Below are 15,427 nucleotides of genomic sequence, written 5' to 3'. Positions count from 1 at the left end.
TATTTTTTGTGGGCCAGTCCAATCTGAAGGACTCTGTGAAGTGTGTTATTCAATTATAGTTCCCCCCAGCGTATGTATGATGGATTTCATGTTTCTAGTGGCCATGTTATATATGATATGTTCTAGTACTTTTTGATAAGCGTTTGGATACCTTAGATAGTAGGTACCATTGACTTCCATTAGGTGGGCTTTGCAAAAACTACAGACACTAAACATCCATTGTTCGTTGTTATTTGTATAGAGATTAGACATTGCAAAATTATCTACTACGTTTTTGAACTGGCTCTGTAATGTACCCTTAAACTCTCTGTCCATTATATGTCCCAGATAGAAGCGTTTGTCTAGATACACTTGGTGGCAGGGGTATACACTACCATTGTGGAATACAGTGATTCTAGTTGGAAATTCAGGACATATGCATTTTTTAACATGGTAGACTGGATCTAAAAGCTCACGAAGGATCATGCAGATTCCCATCTCTCGTATTTGGATTTCGTCTTCCCATTTTGTAAAGAGGTAGTCTACAAGTTCTACCATCATATTTTCAACTTCTTGTTCTGTTGGTTCGTATACTTGTCGATGCCCATCCACCGTGGGTAAAACATATCCTACTATGAAAGTTTTCGAATAATTGCTGAGATAATCCAAAATCTCTGATATGGTATATTTGCCAATATAATTACGGGGCATATGTGATTTCTAATGCTAAAGGAACTTCTAGCTCATTCAGTAAGTCCACAGCTTTTAGGATATCATCATGCGTCCCCTTGCCTGTGGGGTATACTCTGTTTAAGTCGTTTATCTCCCTTGGTCCATCAATACTTATTGTGACCTCAAAATCATGTTGTTTCAGAAAATTGCCTATCTCTTTATCCATCAATGTTCCATTCGTGATTATGCCATATTTGAAGCTATATCCCTGTTTATCTCCATACTCAACTAGCTTGGAAATTAGCTCAAAATTAGTTAGTGGTTCTCCACCATAAAATTGTATACTTGTTACTCCTAGATCACTTGCAATATCAAGGGCCCGTTTTCCTATGCCTTCTTTCATAATTCCAGGGGTGTTATACGTACCGGAATGAGCATAGCAGTATTTGCATTTTATATTACAAAGTTGAGATACCATTAACACCATCATATTGGGAGATCCATCTGGTGGAAATTGTTGTTTGGAAACATTTTCACGTTTTTCAGTTAGAAAGTCAAGTATATCTTTAAGGATGTATTTTTCAGATTCCGATAGTGGAAGGCCTTTTTGAAATTTTTCTATTATATTTTTCTCTTGTCTATTTATTATTAGGACAGTTTTACTCATTGGATCGAATGCAATGTATTCATTTTCGTTAATCTGTTTTGATAGTATGTGAACCCCTATAGACACTATAACACCCCCAATGTGATGAATGTATCTGGTTAAAAATTAAAAAAATAAACTCCAAGGATTCAATTTGTGTTGACCTTGTTGCAACAGCAGTAGTTGCCCGAGCCTCCCGCACTAGGAGCCACAGGGGGAATTATTGCCTTCAACTCCAGACTCTTCATGTTCACCACCTTGCATGTTCATTATGCTTCACAGGCTCACGACTCAGCAGTTACTACTACTTATTTAAAATTTAAAAGCATTTTGAGAACCTTACGTTATGAACATTAGGTTTTAGATCCAATGCTTACCTAATAGAAAACGAAAACTAAATATATCCTATGAAGGTTTATTCCGATTAAATGGTTTAGTTGAAAATTTCTTTAGAGAACCCATAACCTCTCAAGCTTTTCCAAGTACCTTTGCCTTCTCACGGGCACGCCTCCTGAGTTTTACTTTCTCCCTCACGCTCTTGAACCGGTTCTCCTTAACACGGTGCTCCATGTCTTTCCAGAGCTTTCTGAACCGGTAGAAGTACTCGGAAAGCTCAAGCTCGTCGCCGTAGATTACCCTGTGGCTTCTGATGACCTCTATCTGGATGTAGAGCGGAAGCTCCTCAAAGACCTTAACATCATACTTTCCACCGAGCTCTTCAAGAACCCTCTCGTAAGTCCCCGGTTTTGGCTTCACCAGGCAAATATCAACGTCGCTCCGCTCCGTCGCTTCTCCCCGGGCATGGGAGCCGTAGAGGAGTATCCCCATGCAGTCATCTCTGAAGGGCCTGAAGTCCCTGCGGAGTTGCTCTATGATGGACACACTACCACCAAAGGATTTTTGGTGGGATTGCATAAAGGGTTTTTGGTTTATCATACAATCACAAAAGTCCCAAAATTTTCTCCTCCCCTCCCGGCAGGACGAGGGGCCTCGACAGGTGCTTCCTCGCGTCGGGCGGCACTTCGTAGATTTTCCTCTCCAGCTCGCGCGGGACTTCAACCGGGATGAGCTTCTTCGGCATCTTATGGCCACAGCGCTTGCACTTGAGGTAATCACCCTTGCTCTTCATCGTCCCGCCGCACTTCGGGCACTTCGGCTTCTGGTACTCGATCCTCGGGACGAGCTTCACCGGATAGAACTTTTCGAGGTTGAGCGTCAGAACGCCGTCGTGCTCCTTAATGCCTCCAGCGGCAATTATCTCATCTCCGGGGAGGAGCTTCCTCACGTAGTTCCTGAACTTCTTGGTCGGCTCGAAGGCAGCAACGCGAATCCTTCCCGTTTCATCCTCAAGCTCAAAGAATACGTGCCTTCCGCGCTCCCAGTAGGGCTTAACCACCGTTCCCCTAACCACCGCGCTGTCGTAGAGCTTCAGCTCGCCGATTTTTTTGTATGTAAGGTGGTCGTCCGTGTTCTGGTTCGTCTTGTAGAGCTGGTAAAATGTCACGGGCTCCTCAAAGCGAACCATCTCAAAGGTCTGGAGAACCTTTCCCCTGTCAATTCCCCTGATGCCAACCAGAACGGGATCCTTGCCGTGGGGTGTTATGAGGACGCTCCTCTTGTAGGGGTCAACGTTGTCGTAGGTGAAGGGATAGCTCCAGCTATCGGCCAGAAAGACACTCTCCCCGTCCACTCTCCTCGGCGTTCCCCAGTTGTCGGGCTCTCTGTAAGCTAACAGCTCGTAGGTGAACCTCTCCAGAGGGTAAGCAACCGCCGCGAGCGCGCCGATTATGCCCCTCCCGACCTTGAACTTGAAGTACTCTGCCCCAACTTCCCTCGCGACCCTTTCCGCCTCCTCGATCGTAACGTGCTCTCTCAAAGCCCTCAACGAGAACTTGCGGAGCTCTTCTGGAATATCTCCTTCAAAGAACACGACGCCGGGGTTAGTATTCTCGTGCTCGAAGTCGGCAAGCCGGTCCACGTAGAGGAGAACGGTGTTTTTAACCTCGGTTATAAGCTTCTCATCGACCTCAAAGGTCATCGCCACAGCTCCATTGCCGCGGGTCTTGTAGGGAATGTTCGGGTTGAGTCTGATCAAGCGGGGAAGGTCTATGGGCTCCGCTATCCGGGACAGCTCGCGGTAGAGGATGGCACCGAGGTAGGTAGTGCACATGCCGTTCGGTGAGTCAGTGTCGTCGATGCCGATGTGGAGCCTCATAGTTGGAAGAAAAAGGGGAGGGGTTTAAAAATCAACCGCCGAAGAGCCAGAGCAGGGCGTTGGGGAAGCGCCTCGCCCAGTAGTACTCGTTGTGCGTCGCGCCTCCATCCTCGACGACGAGAAGGTTTTCGCCCTCGACATAGCCCTTCTCCTTCAGTACACCGACCATCTTCTCGTTCGTCTCTATCATCCCGCTCGGGTCGCTGCCCTCAAGGGTCCCCCAGTCGATGTAGATTTTCTCCGGTCCTTTGGCGGCATTCTTCACGAAGTCGTATATCTCCGGGTTGAACCAGAAGGCCGAGCTCATCGCCCCGACGTAGCGGAAGATCTCTGGGTAAGCGAAGCCGGCATAGATGGCCATCAGCCCGCCGAGGGAGGAGCCCATTATTCCCGTCTCGTTCGGGAGCGTCCTATAGTGGGAATCCACGTAGGGCTTGAGGATCCCGACGATGAAGCGGACCATGGCGTCCCCTTCGCCGCCCCTTCCGTACTCTTTGTTCACCCAGGGGGCGTACTCGTCAATCCTCTTTTCTCCGCCGTTGTCTATGCCGACGACGATTATCCCAAAGCCCTCCTCCCGGAAGAGCCTCTCAAGGGTCTCGTCAACCCCCCACTCGCCTGCAAAGGACGTTGCCTTGTCGAAGAGGTTCTGGCCGTCAAACATGTAGAGAACCGGGTAACGTTTATCGGTCGTCCCGTAATCGGGCGGCAGGTATATCCAGATTCTCCTCGTCCTGTTGAGCTGGGGAATGAGCATCTTGAAAGTCGTGACGTTCCCGACTATCGTGTGCTCGCCGACGCCGACCTCCTCGACGTAATCCCTCCAGTGGTAGACGGTGAACTCGTATGTTCCGGCCTCCTTGAAGACGAAGCGCCTGTTAGATATCCCCTCACCGTTCTTGCCCTTTTCGACCATCTCCCACGAGCCGCGGGTGAACTTGAACTCTATAACCTTCCCGTAGGGGAACTCTAGCGTTATCTCCCACTTCCCGTCGTCGCGCTTCCTGAGCCTGTAGTTTTCGTCACCCGGATTCCAGCCGTTGAAGTCACCTGCGATATAGACCGAGTCGTTTTCCTGTGTGTAGTCTGGGACTGAGACGATGAATGTGACTTTGACAATCCCAGAGGCTTCTGTGGTGCTGGTAGTGGAAGTCGTCTGTATAACGGTGGTCGTTTCGGTTGCGGTGGTCTCCTCGGTTGTCTCGGTAGTGGTCGGGGATGAAATCGTGGAAGATTGGCTGCTCTGGACGGTAGCGGGGGTCTCCGTCGTTGAAGGGGTGGTTCCCGAAATCCCACCACTGCCGAGACACCCCGAAGAAAGGATGATCATCCCCACAAGCAACAGGACGAGAAACCTGGGTGGGCTGTTCCATTTCATGTGCTACACCTCTGGACTGGACGGTTTGGCCTAACTCCGTTGGTATGGTCTGGATGGCTCTCTGAACCTCTCGTAGAGGAGGACGTCGACGAAGCCCTCCCCAGGTACGTACTGGTGTCGCTTCCAGCGTCCCGCGAGGGTAAAGCCGTTCTTTTCTAGAACCCTGATGGATGGAACGTTCGGCTCGTAGACCCTCGCATAGACCTTCCTCAGGTTGAGCCACTCGAAGGCGTACTCGAGGGCAAGCTTTACTGCCTCGCTGGCGTACCCCCTGCCCCAGTATTCTCTCGCAAGGAAATAGCCCAGCTCGGCGCGGCCGTTGTGATGGTCGATCCTGTGAAGGCCTATGAGTCCGACTAGGGAGCGCGAGGAGTTCTCCACGATCGCGAAGACCTTCTCACGCTTTTTCTCCCGCCTCAGGGCCTCGTACCACTCCAGCTCGTCCTCGTAGAAGAATACCTCCTCCGGGAAGGAGAGGTACTTCCTGACCTCGCGGTCGTTGTACCAGAGCCAGACCTGCGTCAGGTCGTCCCTCAGCAGAACTCCGAGTGAAACCGGGTCGCCCTTAATGATTATTGGCCTCATGGGAACACCTTAACTTTATTAAGCCCTTTGTGTATTTAAAAATGATGGACAGGGAAAGGCTCATAAGGACGGTCGAGGCGATACTCAGGGGCACCGGCCACAAGACGGCGCGGATGGACTTCAAAGGTTCGTGCTTTGACATAGTGGCGAGCAGGCTGCTCCTCCTTCTGTTCGTCAAGGTAGCCACCAATATAGACACCGTTACCGAGGAGCAGGCGGAGGATCTCAAGAGGCTCGCCAAGTTCTTCAGGGCCTCGCCCCTCATAGTGGGCCTCAAGACGAAGAACGCAGAGCTTGAGGAGGGAGTGGTTTACGAGAGGTTCGGGGTATACGCGCTCAGACCCGAGACCCTCTACGATGTCCTCGTTGAAAACGAACTGCCGGCCATATTCGCCGAGCGCGGCGGCTTTTATGTGAGGATAAACGGGGAACTGTTGAGGGAGCTCAGGGAGAAGCACGGATACTCAATAAACGAGCTGGCCCAGATACTCGGGATTTCGAGGAAGAGCCTTATAAACTACGAACGGGGCGAGCAGGCTGTCTCACTTGAGGTTGCGATAAGGATGGAGGAGCTCTTTGACGAGCCGATAGCGGAGCCCATAGACGTCCTCCACTCCACCGTTGAAGCAAAGCTCGATGTCACCCCTGAGAGCCCCCTTGAAAGGGAAATCTTTGACCGCCTCAAGGGCCTCGGCCTCGGTGTCGTCAAGGTCAAGAAGGCCCCGTTCAACGCAGTCTCGAAGGAGGACGAGTTCAGCATCCTGACGGGGATAGACGAGAAAAAAACGCGCTCGACTGTCAGGAGGGCCGAAATGGTAACCGAGGTCAGCAGAATTATAAACAGTGACGGAGTGTTTATTCTCGAAAAGACCAAAACGGAAGTCGTTGGTGAGGTTCCCTTCATCCCGAAAGATCGCCTTCAGGAGGTCAGGGACGCCGACGAGCTCATAGAGATGATAGAAGAGCTCAAGAAGGAGATAAAGAAAGGGCTTTTCAGCTGAAGAGGACTCTTCTCCAGACTTCCCTGAGCCTCGGGACGTACTCCTTTGGCGACGCTATCAGAACCGCCCACCTAGGTGTCTGTCTCCTTTTGAGGGCGTTTGCTAGTGGCGTGACCTTTGTGAGGGGCTGAACATCTCCGTTTCCGAGGAGGACATTTATCTCGGTTGCCTTCAGCCTCGGCTCGCTGAGCATAAGGTCGGCTATGCTGAACTCCAGGATGACCTCCCCTTCGCGGGCGCCAACAGCATCCGCGAGGGCTCTCTCTATCTCCTGCCTGCGCTTAACGTTCCTGTAGGCCGTCAGGAGCTCCCTTTTCTCCTCGGCGCTTAGTTCGTCGGCACCCGCCAGAACGGCGGCCTTGTAAAGCTCGCGGTACTTTACCCTCCTCACCATCTCCGCGGGAAGGCCCTCCAGATCCTCAAGCTCGACAAGGACGCGGCAGTCTATCATCCTCCAGAAGTCCCAGAGGTGGCCCTCCTCCAGGGCGAACTCCAAAGCCCTGGTCAGCATCCCCTCGGCTATCTTGACCGTGTGGTGGAAGTAGACGCGGGAGTACATGAGGGAGCGGGCCACCATCATGCCCTCGACCGCCTCAACACCCTTCTCATCGACCACGAGCTCACCGCCGTGGACTCTCAGAACCTTCATGAGCCTTTCGAGATCTATTATCCCGTGGGCGACCCCCGTGTAGTGGGCGTCCCTCACTAGGTAGTCGAGCTGGTCGACGTCGACGTCGCCGTGGAGCATCTGGCCGAGGTAGCGCTTCTCGTGCTTTCCGAGGATTAGGTTGGCAACGTCTTTCGGCGTGAAGTCGTAGCCGTAGTTCTCTATTATCTCGGGAATTTTGCCGCCATTCTCACTTTCGGTTATATTTATTTTCCCAAGGACAATGTCCTGGCCAAGACGCATGTGGTCATGCTCCTTGACATAGTGCTTGTAGATGCTCTCAAAGGTGTGGCTGAAGGGCCCGTGGCCAATGTCGTGGAGAAGAGCGCCAACCTGAAGGAGCATGCTTTCGTCTTCACTCAGGCCAACTTCGGAGGAAAGCCTCATCGCGATGTTCCATGCACCAAGGGAGTGCTCGAAGCGGCTGTGGTTCGCACCGGGATAGACAAGGTAAGCTAAACCGAGCTGCCGTATGTTCCTCAGCCTCTGGAACTCCGGCGTTTTGACCAGGTCAAGGATGAGCCCCGTGATCTTCATGCTGCCGTGGATTCCGTCGTGAATAATCTTTCCATCCATGAACACCACCACTGGAAGTTTGAGAAGAGCCTTAAATAAATTTTCGGCATTGTGACAAAATTGAAGAGAAAAGGTGGAAGAATTAAAGATCTTTACCAACAATATATATCCTTTTGGTCTTGCCAAGCTTTCTTGGGAGGCCTTCCTTCAGCTTCTCCAGGGGAACTGCCTCGATTGTGAGCTCTGCCTGCTTTGATTCTTCCACTTCGTATCTGACAGGATTATTTGCCTCATATATAAGCTCTCTAACTTCGTCCTCAATTCCAGCAGGCTTCTCGCCACTGTATGCGACGCGGATGATGGCCTTGGGTTTTGGGTTCTTGGGTGAGAGTGGGTGGTAGATTATCACGAAATCGAGCAGGTCGGGATGGTCGAAAACGATTTCCATCACCTGATCTATGTGGAGTTTTGCCCCGGCGAGACTTATTACATCTTTAACTCTGATAATGTTTCTGACTTCACCATCGACAACCCTTGCAAGGTCGCCTATATCGTAGTTGAAGAGCGGTAAACCTGTCAGCTCGCCGTTCCTCATCACTTTTGTTATATAGATTCGCTTATACTCATCATAACCATCGCCGTTATCCTTGAGGATTACTACTGATTCTTCAAAATGGAACTCGGTTGTTTTCTTTTTCGTTATCACACGGTAGCCTGTTATTGCATCTTCAGTTGAACCAAAGTTATCTATAATAACTGCGTTTTCGAAGAGTTCTAAAGTAGCCCTCGCGAGTTCTGGGGTCAGTGTCTCGCCGCCGACAACTATCGTCTGTATGTCCTTCTTTATTGATTCTGGGAGGATGAGTCCTAGATTGTAAGCGGTTGCTGTTAGACAGAAGAGAGCTGTGGGTTTGATGTCTTGGAGCTCCTTCAAGAGCATCTCCTTGTCGAGGAGGTATTGAATGGGTATCTGGTAATATGCAGACTTGGCGTTTATGGCTTCAAATGCACCAAAGGCAAACATTCCGGATGAAGACGGAAGCGGTGGGAAGAAAGATGCTATCCTGTCTCCATTGTCCATGTACTTGCGTATCCACGGCTCTACTTGTCTGGCAGTTCTGAAGCGGTCATCGCGTGTGTACGGGATTCTCTTTGGTTTCCCCGTAGTTCCACTGGTACGCATAACAGTATAGAACACTTGAGCCTTGTGAATGTAATCTGGCCACACCTCTTCGACTTTGTAAAGGTCGTGAGGAGTTATTTTCACTGTCTCTGTCAGCTCGGCCAACTTCTCTACGTTCATTCCGTCGGGGTCTATCCCAGAAAATTTCTCCCTCCAGAACTCAGTGCTTTTCAATGCCATTTCAAGAGTATATTGGAAATCTTCCATGTCCTCCCGGCTGATTCTTCCAACAATCAAGTTCATAGACGCTCACCGATGCAATAATTTGAACTCATGATATATAACTTTTAAGGTTTTTCCAATATACTTTGTAGATTATATTATCGAAAAGATGGGATTCGAGGGAGGAAAAGGTTTTTATATAACCCGGCCTAAGAGGTCTCCATGAATTACGGGGAAATATTGGACAATCTGTATCTTAGTCCTTTGGATGTTGATGAAACTAAGACACTCGAATATCTTCGCGAGGTATTCGAGTTTCATTTCCAACGAACACCCTACTGGAAGAAGATAGCAGAGACTCTTAACTCGAACCTTGATGATATATTTCAGGGAAACCTAAAGGATGTGTTTGAGAACATTTTCAATTCAGGACTGGCCGTTGATGAAGACTTTCTGAGGAACAACTGGCTGGAGTTTGTTCCTGCCAACTACCAGGGCAGAATTCGTTTTTACCAGTCTTCTGGAACCACACGAGAACGGGCTATTGGACATTGGGACAGGCACTATCTGGAGGTTCTTCATATTTACCTCAGGCAGGCGCTTGACAAAATTTACGGTCTTGATGAAATTTACAATGAAGAGCACCAGATGAGGGCAATTGCGCACGGTCCGTACGGTTGGTACCAAGATGAGATAAGTAAACTCGTCTGGAGCTATGGTGGCATATTGTACTTCATTGGCATGGAAACTGACGGATTGAAAAAAGTCTACGCGGAGCAAGGCCTTGAAGCAGCCCTTAGGATTCTTGACCCTCTCGTTAAGTACACAAAACGCGTGATGGAAAAGGACAGAATAAACCTTGTTAGGTCTGCTCCTCCTCTCATGACACTCTTTGAGCCGTACAGTGAAACAATCGAGACTGCCATAATAAGCGGCGTTGGCATAAACCATGAGTTTTTTGAAATACTATCCCAGAAGTTTGAGAACACTACGTTAATACCCCTCTATGGCTACTATCTCTTTGGTGATCTCGTTGGTATTCATAAGGGTAATGAGTTCTGGTATTATCCCAACTACCCATTCACACTTATTTTTCCACTAAAGAATGAGGAAGATGAATATTGCATAGTTAAACATGGCGAACGGGGTAGGGTTGGCATAATAGTAGCCAGACCTGAGATTCTAGTGATTAAATTTGAAGATGAGACTGCCATTAGAGCTCCCCCTGAAGGGCCATTCAAATGGGATGGATTTGGAAATCCCCAAAGAAGTATGGGGTGAGAAAGTTGGATGGTATCCAAGCAATTGTTTTTGCAGAGGCAATAATGGTACTTATGGCGGACTTGGTGGCGGCTGGATGGATATTTAAGATATATCTCCACAATAAAAGGAAATCTGCCTTGGCATTCTCTCTGGCTTGGATTTTTGATTTTCTTGCGATTTCTTCTACGGTCTTTACAAACCCAATATTTCAGGTGCTCGGGGTTCTATCTCTTCCAGCATTTTCTGCGTTAATGTTCTACGGATCAGTAAAGTTCCTGGAAGAAGAGTCTATTGTGGCCAGACATAAAACCCTTGCTATGTTTGCATCCATGCCTGTTTTTTTCATTATTTATATGATGGGTGTCTATGCATACACTAAGGATGCCTTTTGGACCGCAACTAGCGCTGCAACACTGGGTATAAGTGGTATATTTGTGATAGCGGGTGGGTTATTACTGAAGGAGACTGAAGAGATATACAAAACTGCCATTAAGATCCTTTATGTTAGCATAATCCTCTTCGGAGTCCATCTTGTACCTGCCGCGCTGTTCGGAACTAATGAGTGGTATAAACCAATAGGATTTACCCTATCTACAGTTCTAATAGTTACTATGGTGGCCGCAATGGTAAAACTCACATCATCGGAACTCTTCAAACCCCCAAAAAGAGATGATGGTCATCCCATTAATCTTGAGCCAGGAGTTGTTTTAGTCAGTGAAACTGAATATCAAAAGATCAAGGAACAGCTAAGAGACCAGCCTGTCCTTGCATTTATTAGGAATGTGGACGACATTCCAGAGGGATGGAAATACTACTTCGTTACAACGATACCCTTCCAGGGCAAATTTGAAAACACTATAAACCCCACCAATCTCGCAAGGATAACCGAGATTTCTTACAGGTATCTTGAGGAGTTTGCAAAATCTGGCGAGCACGGGATTATTGTAATTGACTGCCTTGAATATCTCACGGTTTACAACTCGTGGGAGAGCCTCATGAAGTTCCTGTCAAAGCTGAGGGACTTTGTAATCGTCAATAATGGCACGCTCATAATCGTCCTCGGAAAGGAGAGTTTAGAACCAAGGCTCTACGCCCAGCTCAAGAAGCTCGTTGAGTGAAGGCAACTTTATATACCTCTTTTTTTAACTTCAGAATGCCCCTGCGCGAGGACCCCGGGGAGAATGAACCGGGGGGCGATGCGGGGGCTACAGCTCGGCCTCAGCGAGGTCCCCACGGGAGGGCCTTCCGCGTTACGGAGCGCAATGACCGTGGGAAACCCAGGCCGAGTACAGCTGAGGCCCGCCTGGGTTAGCCCGTCTGAGTTCGCCGTTCGGCACCAATGAAGGCGGGAGTTACGGGCGGGCCATACCACGAATTATCAGGTTTTTGAAATTCATTCAATCTTTGGAATGTGGGGCCATATTTTGGATATGGTATATAAGAAAGTTTTATTACCTCCAACCAGATATTAACAAACGTGATAAGTATGGGGGAGAATGTTGGTGTCCGTTATGATGACATTGAAGATGTTATTAGAGATATAGTACCATGGGTGAATGCGAACCCTTTGGCGGAGATTCTGAAAGAAGTGAACGAGGAAAAACGCAAGGTCTTGGAGATGGTCAGGGGCCTTTTTGAGTGTGAGTGCCTGCCTGAAGACGTCGAGATGGTGGTAAAAAGCCCGAGCATCGAGGATCTCATGGGCGAATAGATCCGGCAATCAATATAGGGGTCAATAAAGGGAAACCTCAACGGTCTCCCCTTCCAGATAACCCTCGCTGTCCTCCGGTATCTCGATGTAACCGTTGCTCTCCACGAGGGCGCTTATTATGCCGCTCCCCTTCTTTCTTATCGGCCTTGCCACACCGTCCTCGTACCGCACCTTGATGAACTCGTGTCTTCCAAGCTGGCTCGGAACCTTCTCAGCAAGTCTTGCCCTGACCCTCACCTCGTAGTCCCTAGCCCCCACCAGCTTCGCCAGAGCGTGTTTGACGTAGAGGTGGAACTGAGTAAAAACCGCCGCTGGGTAGCCGCTCATCACGAAGACCCTTTCGCCGTAGCCTATGGGCCTTCCAGGCTTTATCGTCGTCCCGTGGAAAAGCAGCTTAACGAAGCGGTGTGCGAAGTCCTTATCACCGAATGCTGAGCCCCCTGTCACAAGTACGATGTCGCACTCCCCCTTTGCCGTCTCGATGGCGTTCCTTATCCTCTCCTCGTCGTCTGGCACGACCCCGTAAAACACCGGCTCGCCAAAGTACTGCCTCACGAGGCCCCTAAGCATAACCGAGTTGCTCTCCAGGATCTTCCCCGCTCTGATGGCATCCTCGTCGAACTCCTCGATAAGCTCGTCGCCAGTGACTATGATCCCGACCAGGGGCTTTCTTTTAACCCTCACACTCCTGAAGCCGACGCTCTTGAGCAGCGCCAGATCCTGCGGCCGGAGAACATGCCCTTTCCTGAGGAGAACCTCACCCCTCTTCACGTCCTCCCCTGCGAAGGCCACGTTTTGGCCGGGCGCTACGGGGCGGAGAACCCTTATGACGTCACCTTCCCTTTCTGCCATCTCCTGCATGAGAACCGCGTTCGCCCCTTCCGGCATCTTTGAGCCTGTCATGAGCTTCACAGCTGTTCCCGGCCCGACCCTTGCCTCACTCTCGTCTCCAGCGACTATCTCGTCGATGACCTTCAGCTCCACCGGACGGTACTCCCTCGCTTGGAATGTGTCCTCTGCGCGGAGTGCGTACCCGTCCACAGCGGAACGGTCGAAGGGCGGGCTGTCTATGGGAGAAACGATGTTCTCAGCTAGAACCCTGCCGAGGGCATCATCAAGCGAGACCTCTTCAACATCGGTTATCTCCTTGAGGTCATCCAGCACTAGCCGGAGGGCTTCTCTGTAGGGGGTGAGCTTTTTGAACTCCCTCATCTTCACTCCCCCGCGTGCTTTAGCACGTGACCTGCTTCGTTCAGGATGATCTTAATGCCGGTCTTCGCCGCACCAAGGCTCCCAGGCAGGCAGAAAACGACCATTGTCCTCCCGGAGCTTTTTATTATCCCCGCAGTTGCTCTGCTCATGACCGCAGCGGTTCCAATCTCCTCGTAGCTCATAAGCCTGAATATCTCGCCGAAGCCCGTCAGCTCTTTATCAAAAAGGGGCCTTATGCTTTCAATTGTAACGTCCCTAGGGGCCACTCCGGTACCGCCGGAGGTTACGACAACGTCAGCTCCGGCCTTGAATGCTTCCACGAGGGCTCCAATTATTTCCATCTTCTCATCGGGAACGACCGAGTAGTAAACCCTCTCATGCCCAGCCTTCTCCATCTCCTCGATGAGAAACTTCCCGCTTTTGTCTTCCTTCTCCCCCCTGCTGGCGGTGTCGCTTACTGTTATGACCGCAAACTTGAACCTCTTGGGGGCTTTTTTCTTGTGTTCTTCGGCTCCCATACAACCACCCGGTTAAACTTCGTGGCGACCTTAATAACCTTTCAGCAAACGGAATCGTTTAACAGCACAAGCGTTATATCCCTTCCGGCGGATGTGCATGCATGGAGTTCAAGCACTTTATCCGGCCTTTTGACGAGCCCCTGCGGGCACTCAGCAACGCACCGCACAGGGGAGGTCTAACAGAGGCAAACGGCTTCTTCTTTATGATGGTCTCCAAGAACTACACCGGGGACTACAGGAAGGACTGCGCGGACTTTGAGAGGGAGCACGGGCTCGAAAACTTCGTGGGCTTCATGACCGCGGCCGACATTGGAAAGGTTCTTTCCGTTGCTAAAAGCGGAAGTGTAACTGCCTACGTCACGGCCGGGGTCACGAACCCTGCAATAGCGGGCGAAGTCCCTCCACCGTGGAAGCCGGGAACCATAAACATCGCCCTCGTCATCGAGGACGGCCTAACCGTTGGGGCAATGGCCAACGCGATAATGACGGCAACGGAGGCAAAGACCTACACCCTTCTCAAGCTTGGCTACAACGCCACGGGAACGACGAGCGACGGCATTGGTGTCTTCGCCTTTGAGGGAGAAACGGAGTGGGCGGGAACCGCAACGGAGCTTGGAATAAGCATCGGAAAGGCCGTTAGAGATGCCCTTGGGGAGAGCCTGCGAAAGTGGGGGAGAACAAGAGAGAGATAGCTAATTCCCTCCCTTCATTTTCATGAGCCTTCTGTAAAGCTCCTCGACCTTTCTGGAAACTTCTTTGGGCGAGAAGCCCGCCTTTACGGCGAGCCACGTAGCTCCTCCCGCTCCAACTCCTTCCTTGACGTAACCGTGCTCGTAGTTCTGGAGCCCCTTGAACCTGCTTCCCGAGAGGTCCAAATCGGCGGCGTATGTGATTATCCCTATCTCCTTTGCCGTTTCGAGGAATGTAGCACTCCTATCTTTCACGACCCACTTAGTGGTTGCTATCATGAACCTGCTTAGATCCTCGCCGAGGACCTTCAGCAGGGCAGAAACAGCCAGCATTTGAGTCCCGCCAGCAAGGACAACGTTTTTCCTGAAGCCGAGAGACAGGCCGACAACGGTGGCCAGCATCGGGTCGCCGAACTGCCTGAGTGCCTCAAGTGGGTTGTCTCTGAGCTGACCTTTCTCTATCCCGACCCTCACGAAGGCTTCACTTATGACATTCTCTTTGAGGCTCTGGGGGTTGTTTAGGGAGGCGGAAGATGTCTTAGCATCGTAGCCCAGCGCCCAGAGGACAGCCTGAGCGGTTGTTGTTCCCCCTGGGGTGGACTCGCCTATGACCAGCTCCTCGATGTTGCTTTTGTTAAGCTCTTCCCCCAAAAGCTTGGCGCGCCTTATTATCTCGCCGAATTCCGGCAGGGCGGGCTCCCTCCTGAAGTCCTTTCCTACCACGCTGCTGATGTGCACATGGGGGACGAGCGGAGCAAGGTAAGTCCCGCCCCTGACCACGAGAACAGGGAAGTTTGCAAGCTCCTTCGCGGCCTTTGTGATTATAGCCGGCGTCGGGTGCCCCTCCGGCGTAACAGGTATCGCATCAATTATCAAAGGCTTCTCATAGAACAGGTACTCGGCATCGGCCGGAGGAGTGAGCTTTGTCAGCTCCGGCGTCGCTCCGGCAACGCTTATTCCTGGGACTGTGCTTATCTCGGTGTTGCCCAAAACCAGCAGGAAGAGGCTCTTCATTTCAACCACCGCTGGA

The 15,427-nt window shown here is 50.6% G+C and carries 16 protein-coding genes; 5 read left to right on the top strand and 11 right to left on the bottom strand.

Features of this window, described 5'->3' with window-relative positions:
- Positions 1–45 precede the first annotated feature (45 nt).
- The 6 genes from E3E36_RS10750 to E3E36_RS10725 form a co-directional block, all read right to left on the bottom strand.
- Positions 46–591 carry an SPASM domain-containing protein gene (locus E3E36_RS10750; protein WP_167895444.1) on the bottom strand — a complete coding sequence of 182 codons (546 nt, stop codon included), beginning with the start codon at positions 589–591 and terminating at the stop codon, positions 46–48.
- 88 nt (positions 592–679) lie between these two features.
- A complete protein-coding gene (locus tag E3E36_RS13360) occupies positions 680–1,384 on the bottom strand; it encodes a radical SAM protein (protein WP_167895443.1) in 705 nt (234 codons plus the stop codon).
- A gap of 381 nt (positions 1,385–1,765) precedes the next feature.
- Entirely contained in the window at positions 1,766–2,179 is a 414-nt protein-coding gene (locus E3E36_RS10740) for a nucleotidyltransferase domain-containing protein (protein ID WP_342764408.1), read from the bottom strand.
- A gap of 58 nt (positions 2,180–2,237) precedes the next feature.
- Positions 2,238–3,512, bottom strand: a complete 1,275-nt coding sequence (gene tiaS / locus E3E36_RS10735; RefSeq protein WP_167895442.1) for a tRNA(Ile2) 2-agmatinylcytidine synthetase TiaS — start codon at positions 3,510–3,512, stop codon at positions 2,238–2,240.
- Positions 3,513–3,543: 31 nt separating this feature from the next.
- Positions 3,544–4,890, bottom strand: coding sequence for an alpha/beta hydrolase-fold protein (locus E3E36_RS10730; protein ID WP_206203596.1), 1,347 nt, complete (start codon positions 4,888–4,890; stop codon positions 3,544–3,546).
- 30 nt (positions 4,891–4,920) lie between these two features.
- Positions 4,921–5,475, bottom strand: coding sequence for a GNAT family N-acetyltransferase (locus E3E36_RS10725; protein ID WP_167895441.1), 555 nt, complete (start codon positions 5,473–5,475; stop codon positions 4,921–4,923).
- A 44-nt stretch (positions 5,476–5,519) separates the two neighbouring features.
- Here E3E36_RS10725 and E3E36_RS10720 point away from each other — a divergent pair, with 44 nt between their 5' ends.
- Complete coding sequence (locus tag E3E36_RS10720) at positions 5,520–6,476, top strand: transcriptional regulator (protein WP_167895461.1); 957 nt, start codon at positions 5,520–5,522, stop codon at positions 6,474–6,476.
- Here E3E36_RS10720 and E3E36_RS10715 read toward each other — a convergent pair.
- Entirely contained in the window at positions 6,469–7,719 is a 1,251-nt protein-coding gene (locus tag E3E36_RS10715; RefSeq protein WP_167895460.1) for an HD domain-containing protein, read from the bottom strand. The two genes, E3E36_RS10720 and E3E36_RS10715, sit on opposite strands and share 8 nt — an antisense overlap.
- An 82-nt stretch (positions 7,720–7,801) precedes the next feature.
- Positions 7,802–9,085 (bottom strand): phenylacetate--CoA ligase family protein, encoded by a 1,284-nt coding sequence (locus E3E36_RS10710; protein WP_167895440.1) that lies wholly within the window; start codon positions 9,083–9,085, stop codon positions 7,802–7,804.
- 141 nt (positions 9,086–9,226) lie between these two features.
- Here E3E36_RS10710 and E3E36_RS10705 point away from each other — a divergent pair, with 141 nt between their 5' ends.
- From E3E36_RS10705 to E3E36_RS10695, 3 genes are all read left to right on the top strand, one after another.
- On the top strand, positions 9,227–10,285 hold the full coding sequence (locus E3E36_RS10705; RefSeq protein ID WP_167895439.1) for a hypothetical protein: 1,059 nt from the start codon (positions 9,227–9,229) through the stop codon (positions 10,283–10,285).
- Entirely contained in the window at positions 10,282–11,385 is a 1,104-nt protein-coding gene (locus tag E3E36_RS10700) for a DUF835 domain-containing protein (protein ID WP_342764409.1), read from the top strand. Before E3E36_RS10705 ends, E3E36_RS10700 begins: the two co-directional genes overlap by 4 nt.
- A 359-nt stretch (positions 11,386–11,744) precedes the next feature.
- Entirely contained in the window at positions 11,745–11,978 is a 234-nt protein-coding gene (locus E3E36_RS10695) for a hypothetical protein (RefSeq protein ID WP_167895437.1), read from the top strand.
- A 21-nt stretch (positions 11,979–11,999) separates the two neighbouring features.
- On the opposite strand, the gene glp is transcribed toward E3E36_RS10695, so the two are convergent.
- Positions 12,000–13,190, bottom strand: coding sequence for a gephyrin-like molybdotransferase Glp (gene glp / locus E3E36_RS10690; protein WP_167895436.1), 1,191 nt, complete (start codon positions 13,188–13,190; stop codon positions 12,000–12,002).
- A gap of 2 nt (positions 13,191–13,192) precedes the next feature.
- Entirely contained in the window at positions 13,193–13,708 is a 516-nt protein-coding gene (locus E3E36_RS10685; protein ID WP_167895435.1) for a molybdenum cofactor biosynthesis protein B, read from the bottom strand.
- Positions 13,709–13,809: 101 nt separating this feature from the next.
- Here E3E36_RS10685 and E3E36_RS10680 point away from each other — a divergent pair, with 101 nt between their 5' ends.
- Positions 13,810–14,400: an adenosylcobinamide amidohydrolase gene (locus E3E36_RS10680; protein ID WP_167895434.1), complete on the top strand. Its 591-nt coding sequence runs from the start codon at positions 13,810–13,812 to the stop codon at positions 14,398–14,400.
- Here E3E36_RS10680 and cobT read toward each other — a convergent pair whose 3' ends face one another.
- Positions 14,401–15,411 carry a nicotinate mononucleotide-dependent phosphoribosyltransferase CobT gene (gene cobT, locus E3E36_RS10675; protein WP_167895459.1) on the bottom strand — a complete coding sequence of 337 codons (1,011 nt, stop codon included), beginning with the start codon at positions 15,409–15,411 and terminating at the stop codon, positions 14,401–14,403. It abuts the gene before it with no gap.
- Positions 15,412–15,427 lie beyond the last annotated feature (16 nt).

Origin of the sequence: Thermococcus sp. M36 (assembly GCF_012027355.1) — an archaeon.
Taxonomy (GTDB): domain Archaea; phylum Methanobacteriota_B; class Thermococci; order Thermococcales; family Thermococcaceae; genus Thermococcus.
This window is presented reverse-complemented; position numbering and strand designations above follow the sequence as displayed.

Coding starts and splice junctions, on each gene's coding strand:
- E3E36_RS10725 (WP_167895441.1), bottom strand. CDS start 5,475: ATGAGGCCAATAATCATTAAGGGCGACCCGGTTTCACTCGGAGTTCTG.
- glp (WP_167895436.1), bottom strand. CDS start 13,190: ATGAGGGAGTTCAAAAAGCTCACCCCCTACAGAGAAGCCCTCCGGCTA.
- E3E36_RS10720 (WP_167895461.1), top strand. CDS start 5,520: ATGGACAGGGAAAGGCTCATAAGGACGGTCGAGGCGATACTCAGGGGC.
- E3E36_RS10710 (WP_167895440.1), bottom strand. CDS start 9,085: ATGAACTTGATTGTTGGAAGAATCAGCCGGGAGGACATGGAAGATTTC.
- E3E36_RS10685 (WP_167895435.1), bottom strand. CDS start 13,708: ATGGGAGCCGAAGAACACAAGAAAAAAGCCCCCAAGAGGTTCAAGTTT.
- tiaS (WP_167895442.1), bottom strand. CDS start 3,512: ATGAGGCTCCACATCGGCATCGACGACACTGACTCACCGAACGGCATG.
- E3E36_RS10705 (WP_167895439.1), top strand. CDS start 9,227: ATGAATTACGGGGAAATATTGGACAATCTGTATCTTAGTCCTTTGGAT.
- E3E36_RS10680 (WP_167895434.1), top strand. CDS start 13,810: ATGGAGTTCAAGCACTTTATCCGGCCTTTTGACGAGCCCCTGCGGGCA.
- cobT (WP_167895459.1), bottom strand. CDS start 15,411: ATGAAGAGCCTCTTCCTGCTGGTTTTGGGCAACACCGAGATAAGCACA.
- E3E36_RS10730 (WP_206203596.1), bottom strand. CDS start 4,890: ATGAAATGGAACAGCCCACCCAGGTTTCTCGTCCTGTTGCTTGTGGGG.
- E3E36_RS10715 (WP_167895460.1), bottom strand. CDS start 7,719: ATGGATGGAAAGATTATTCACGACGGAATCCACGGCAGCATGAAGATC.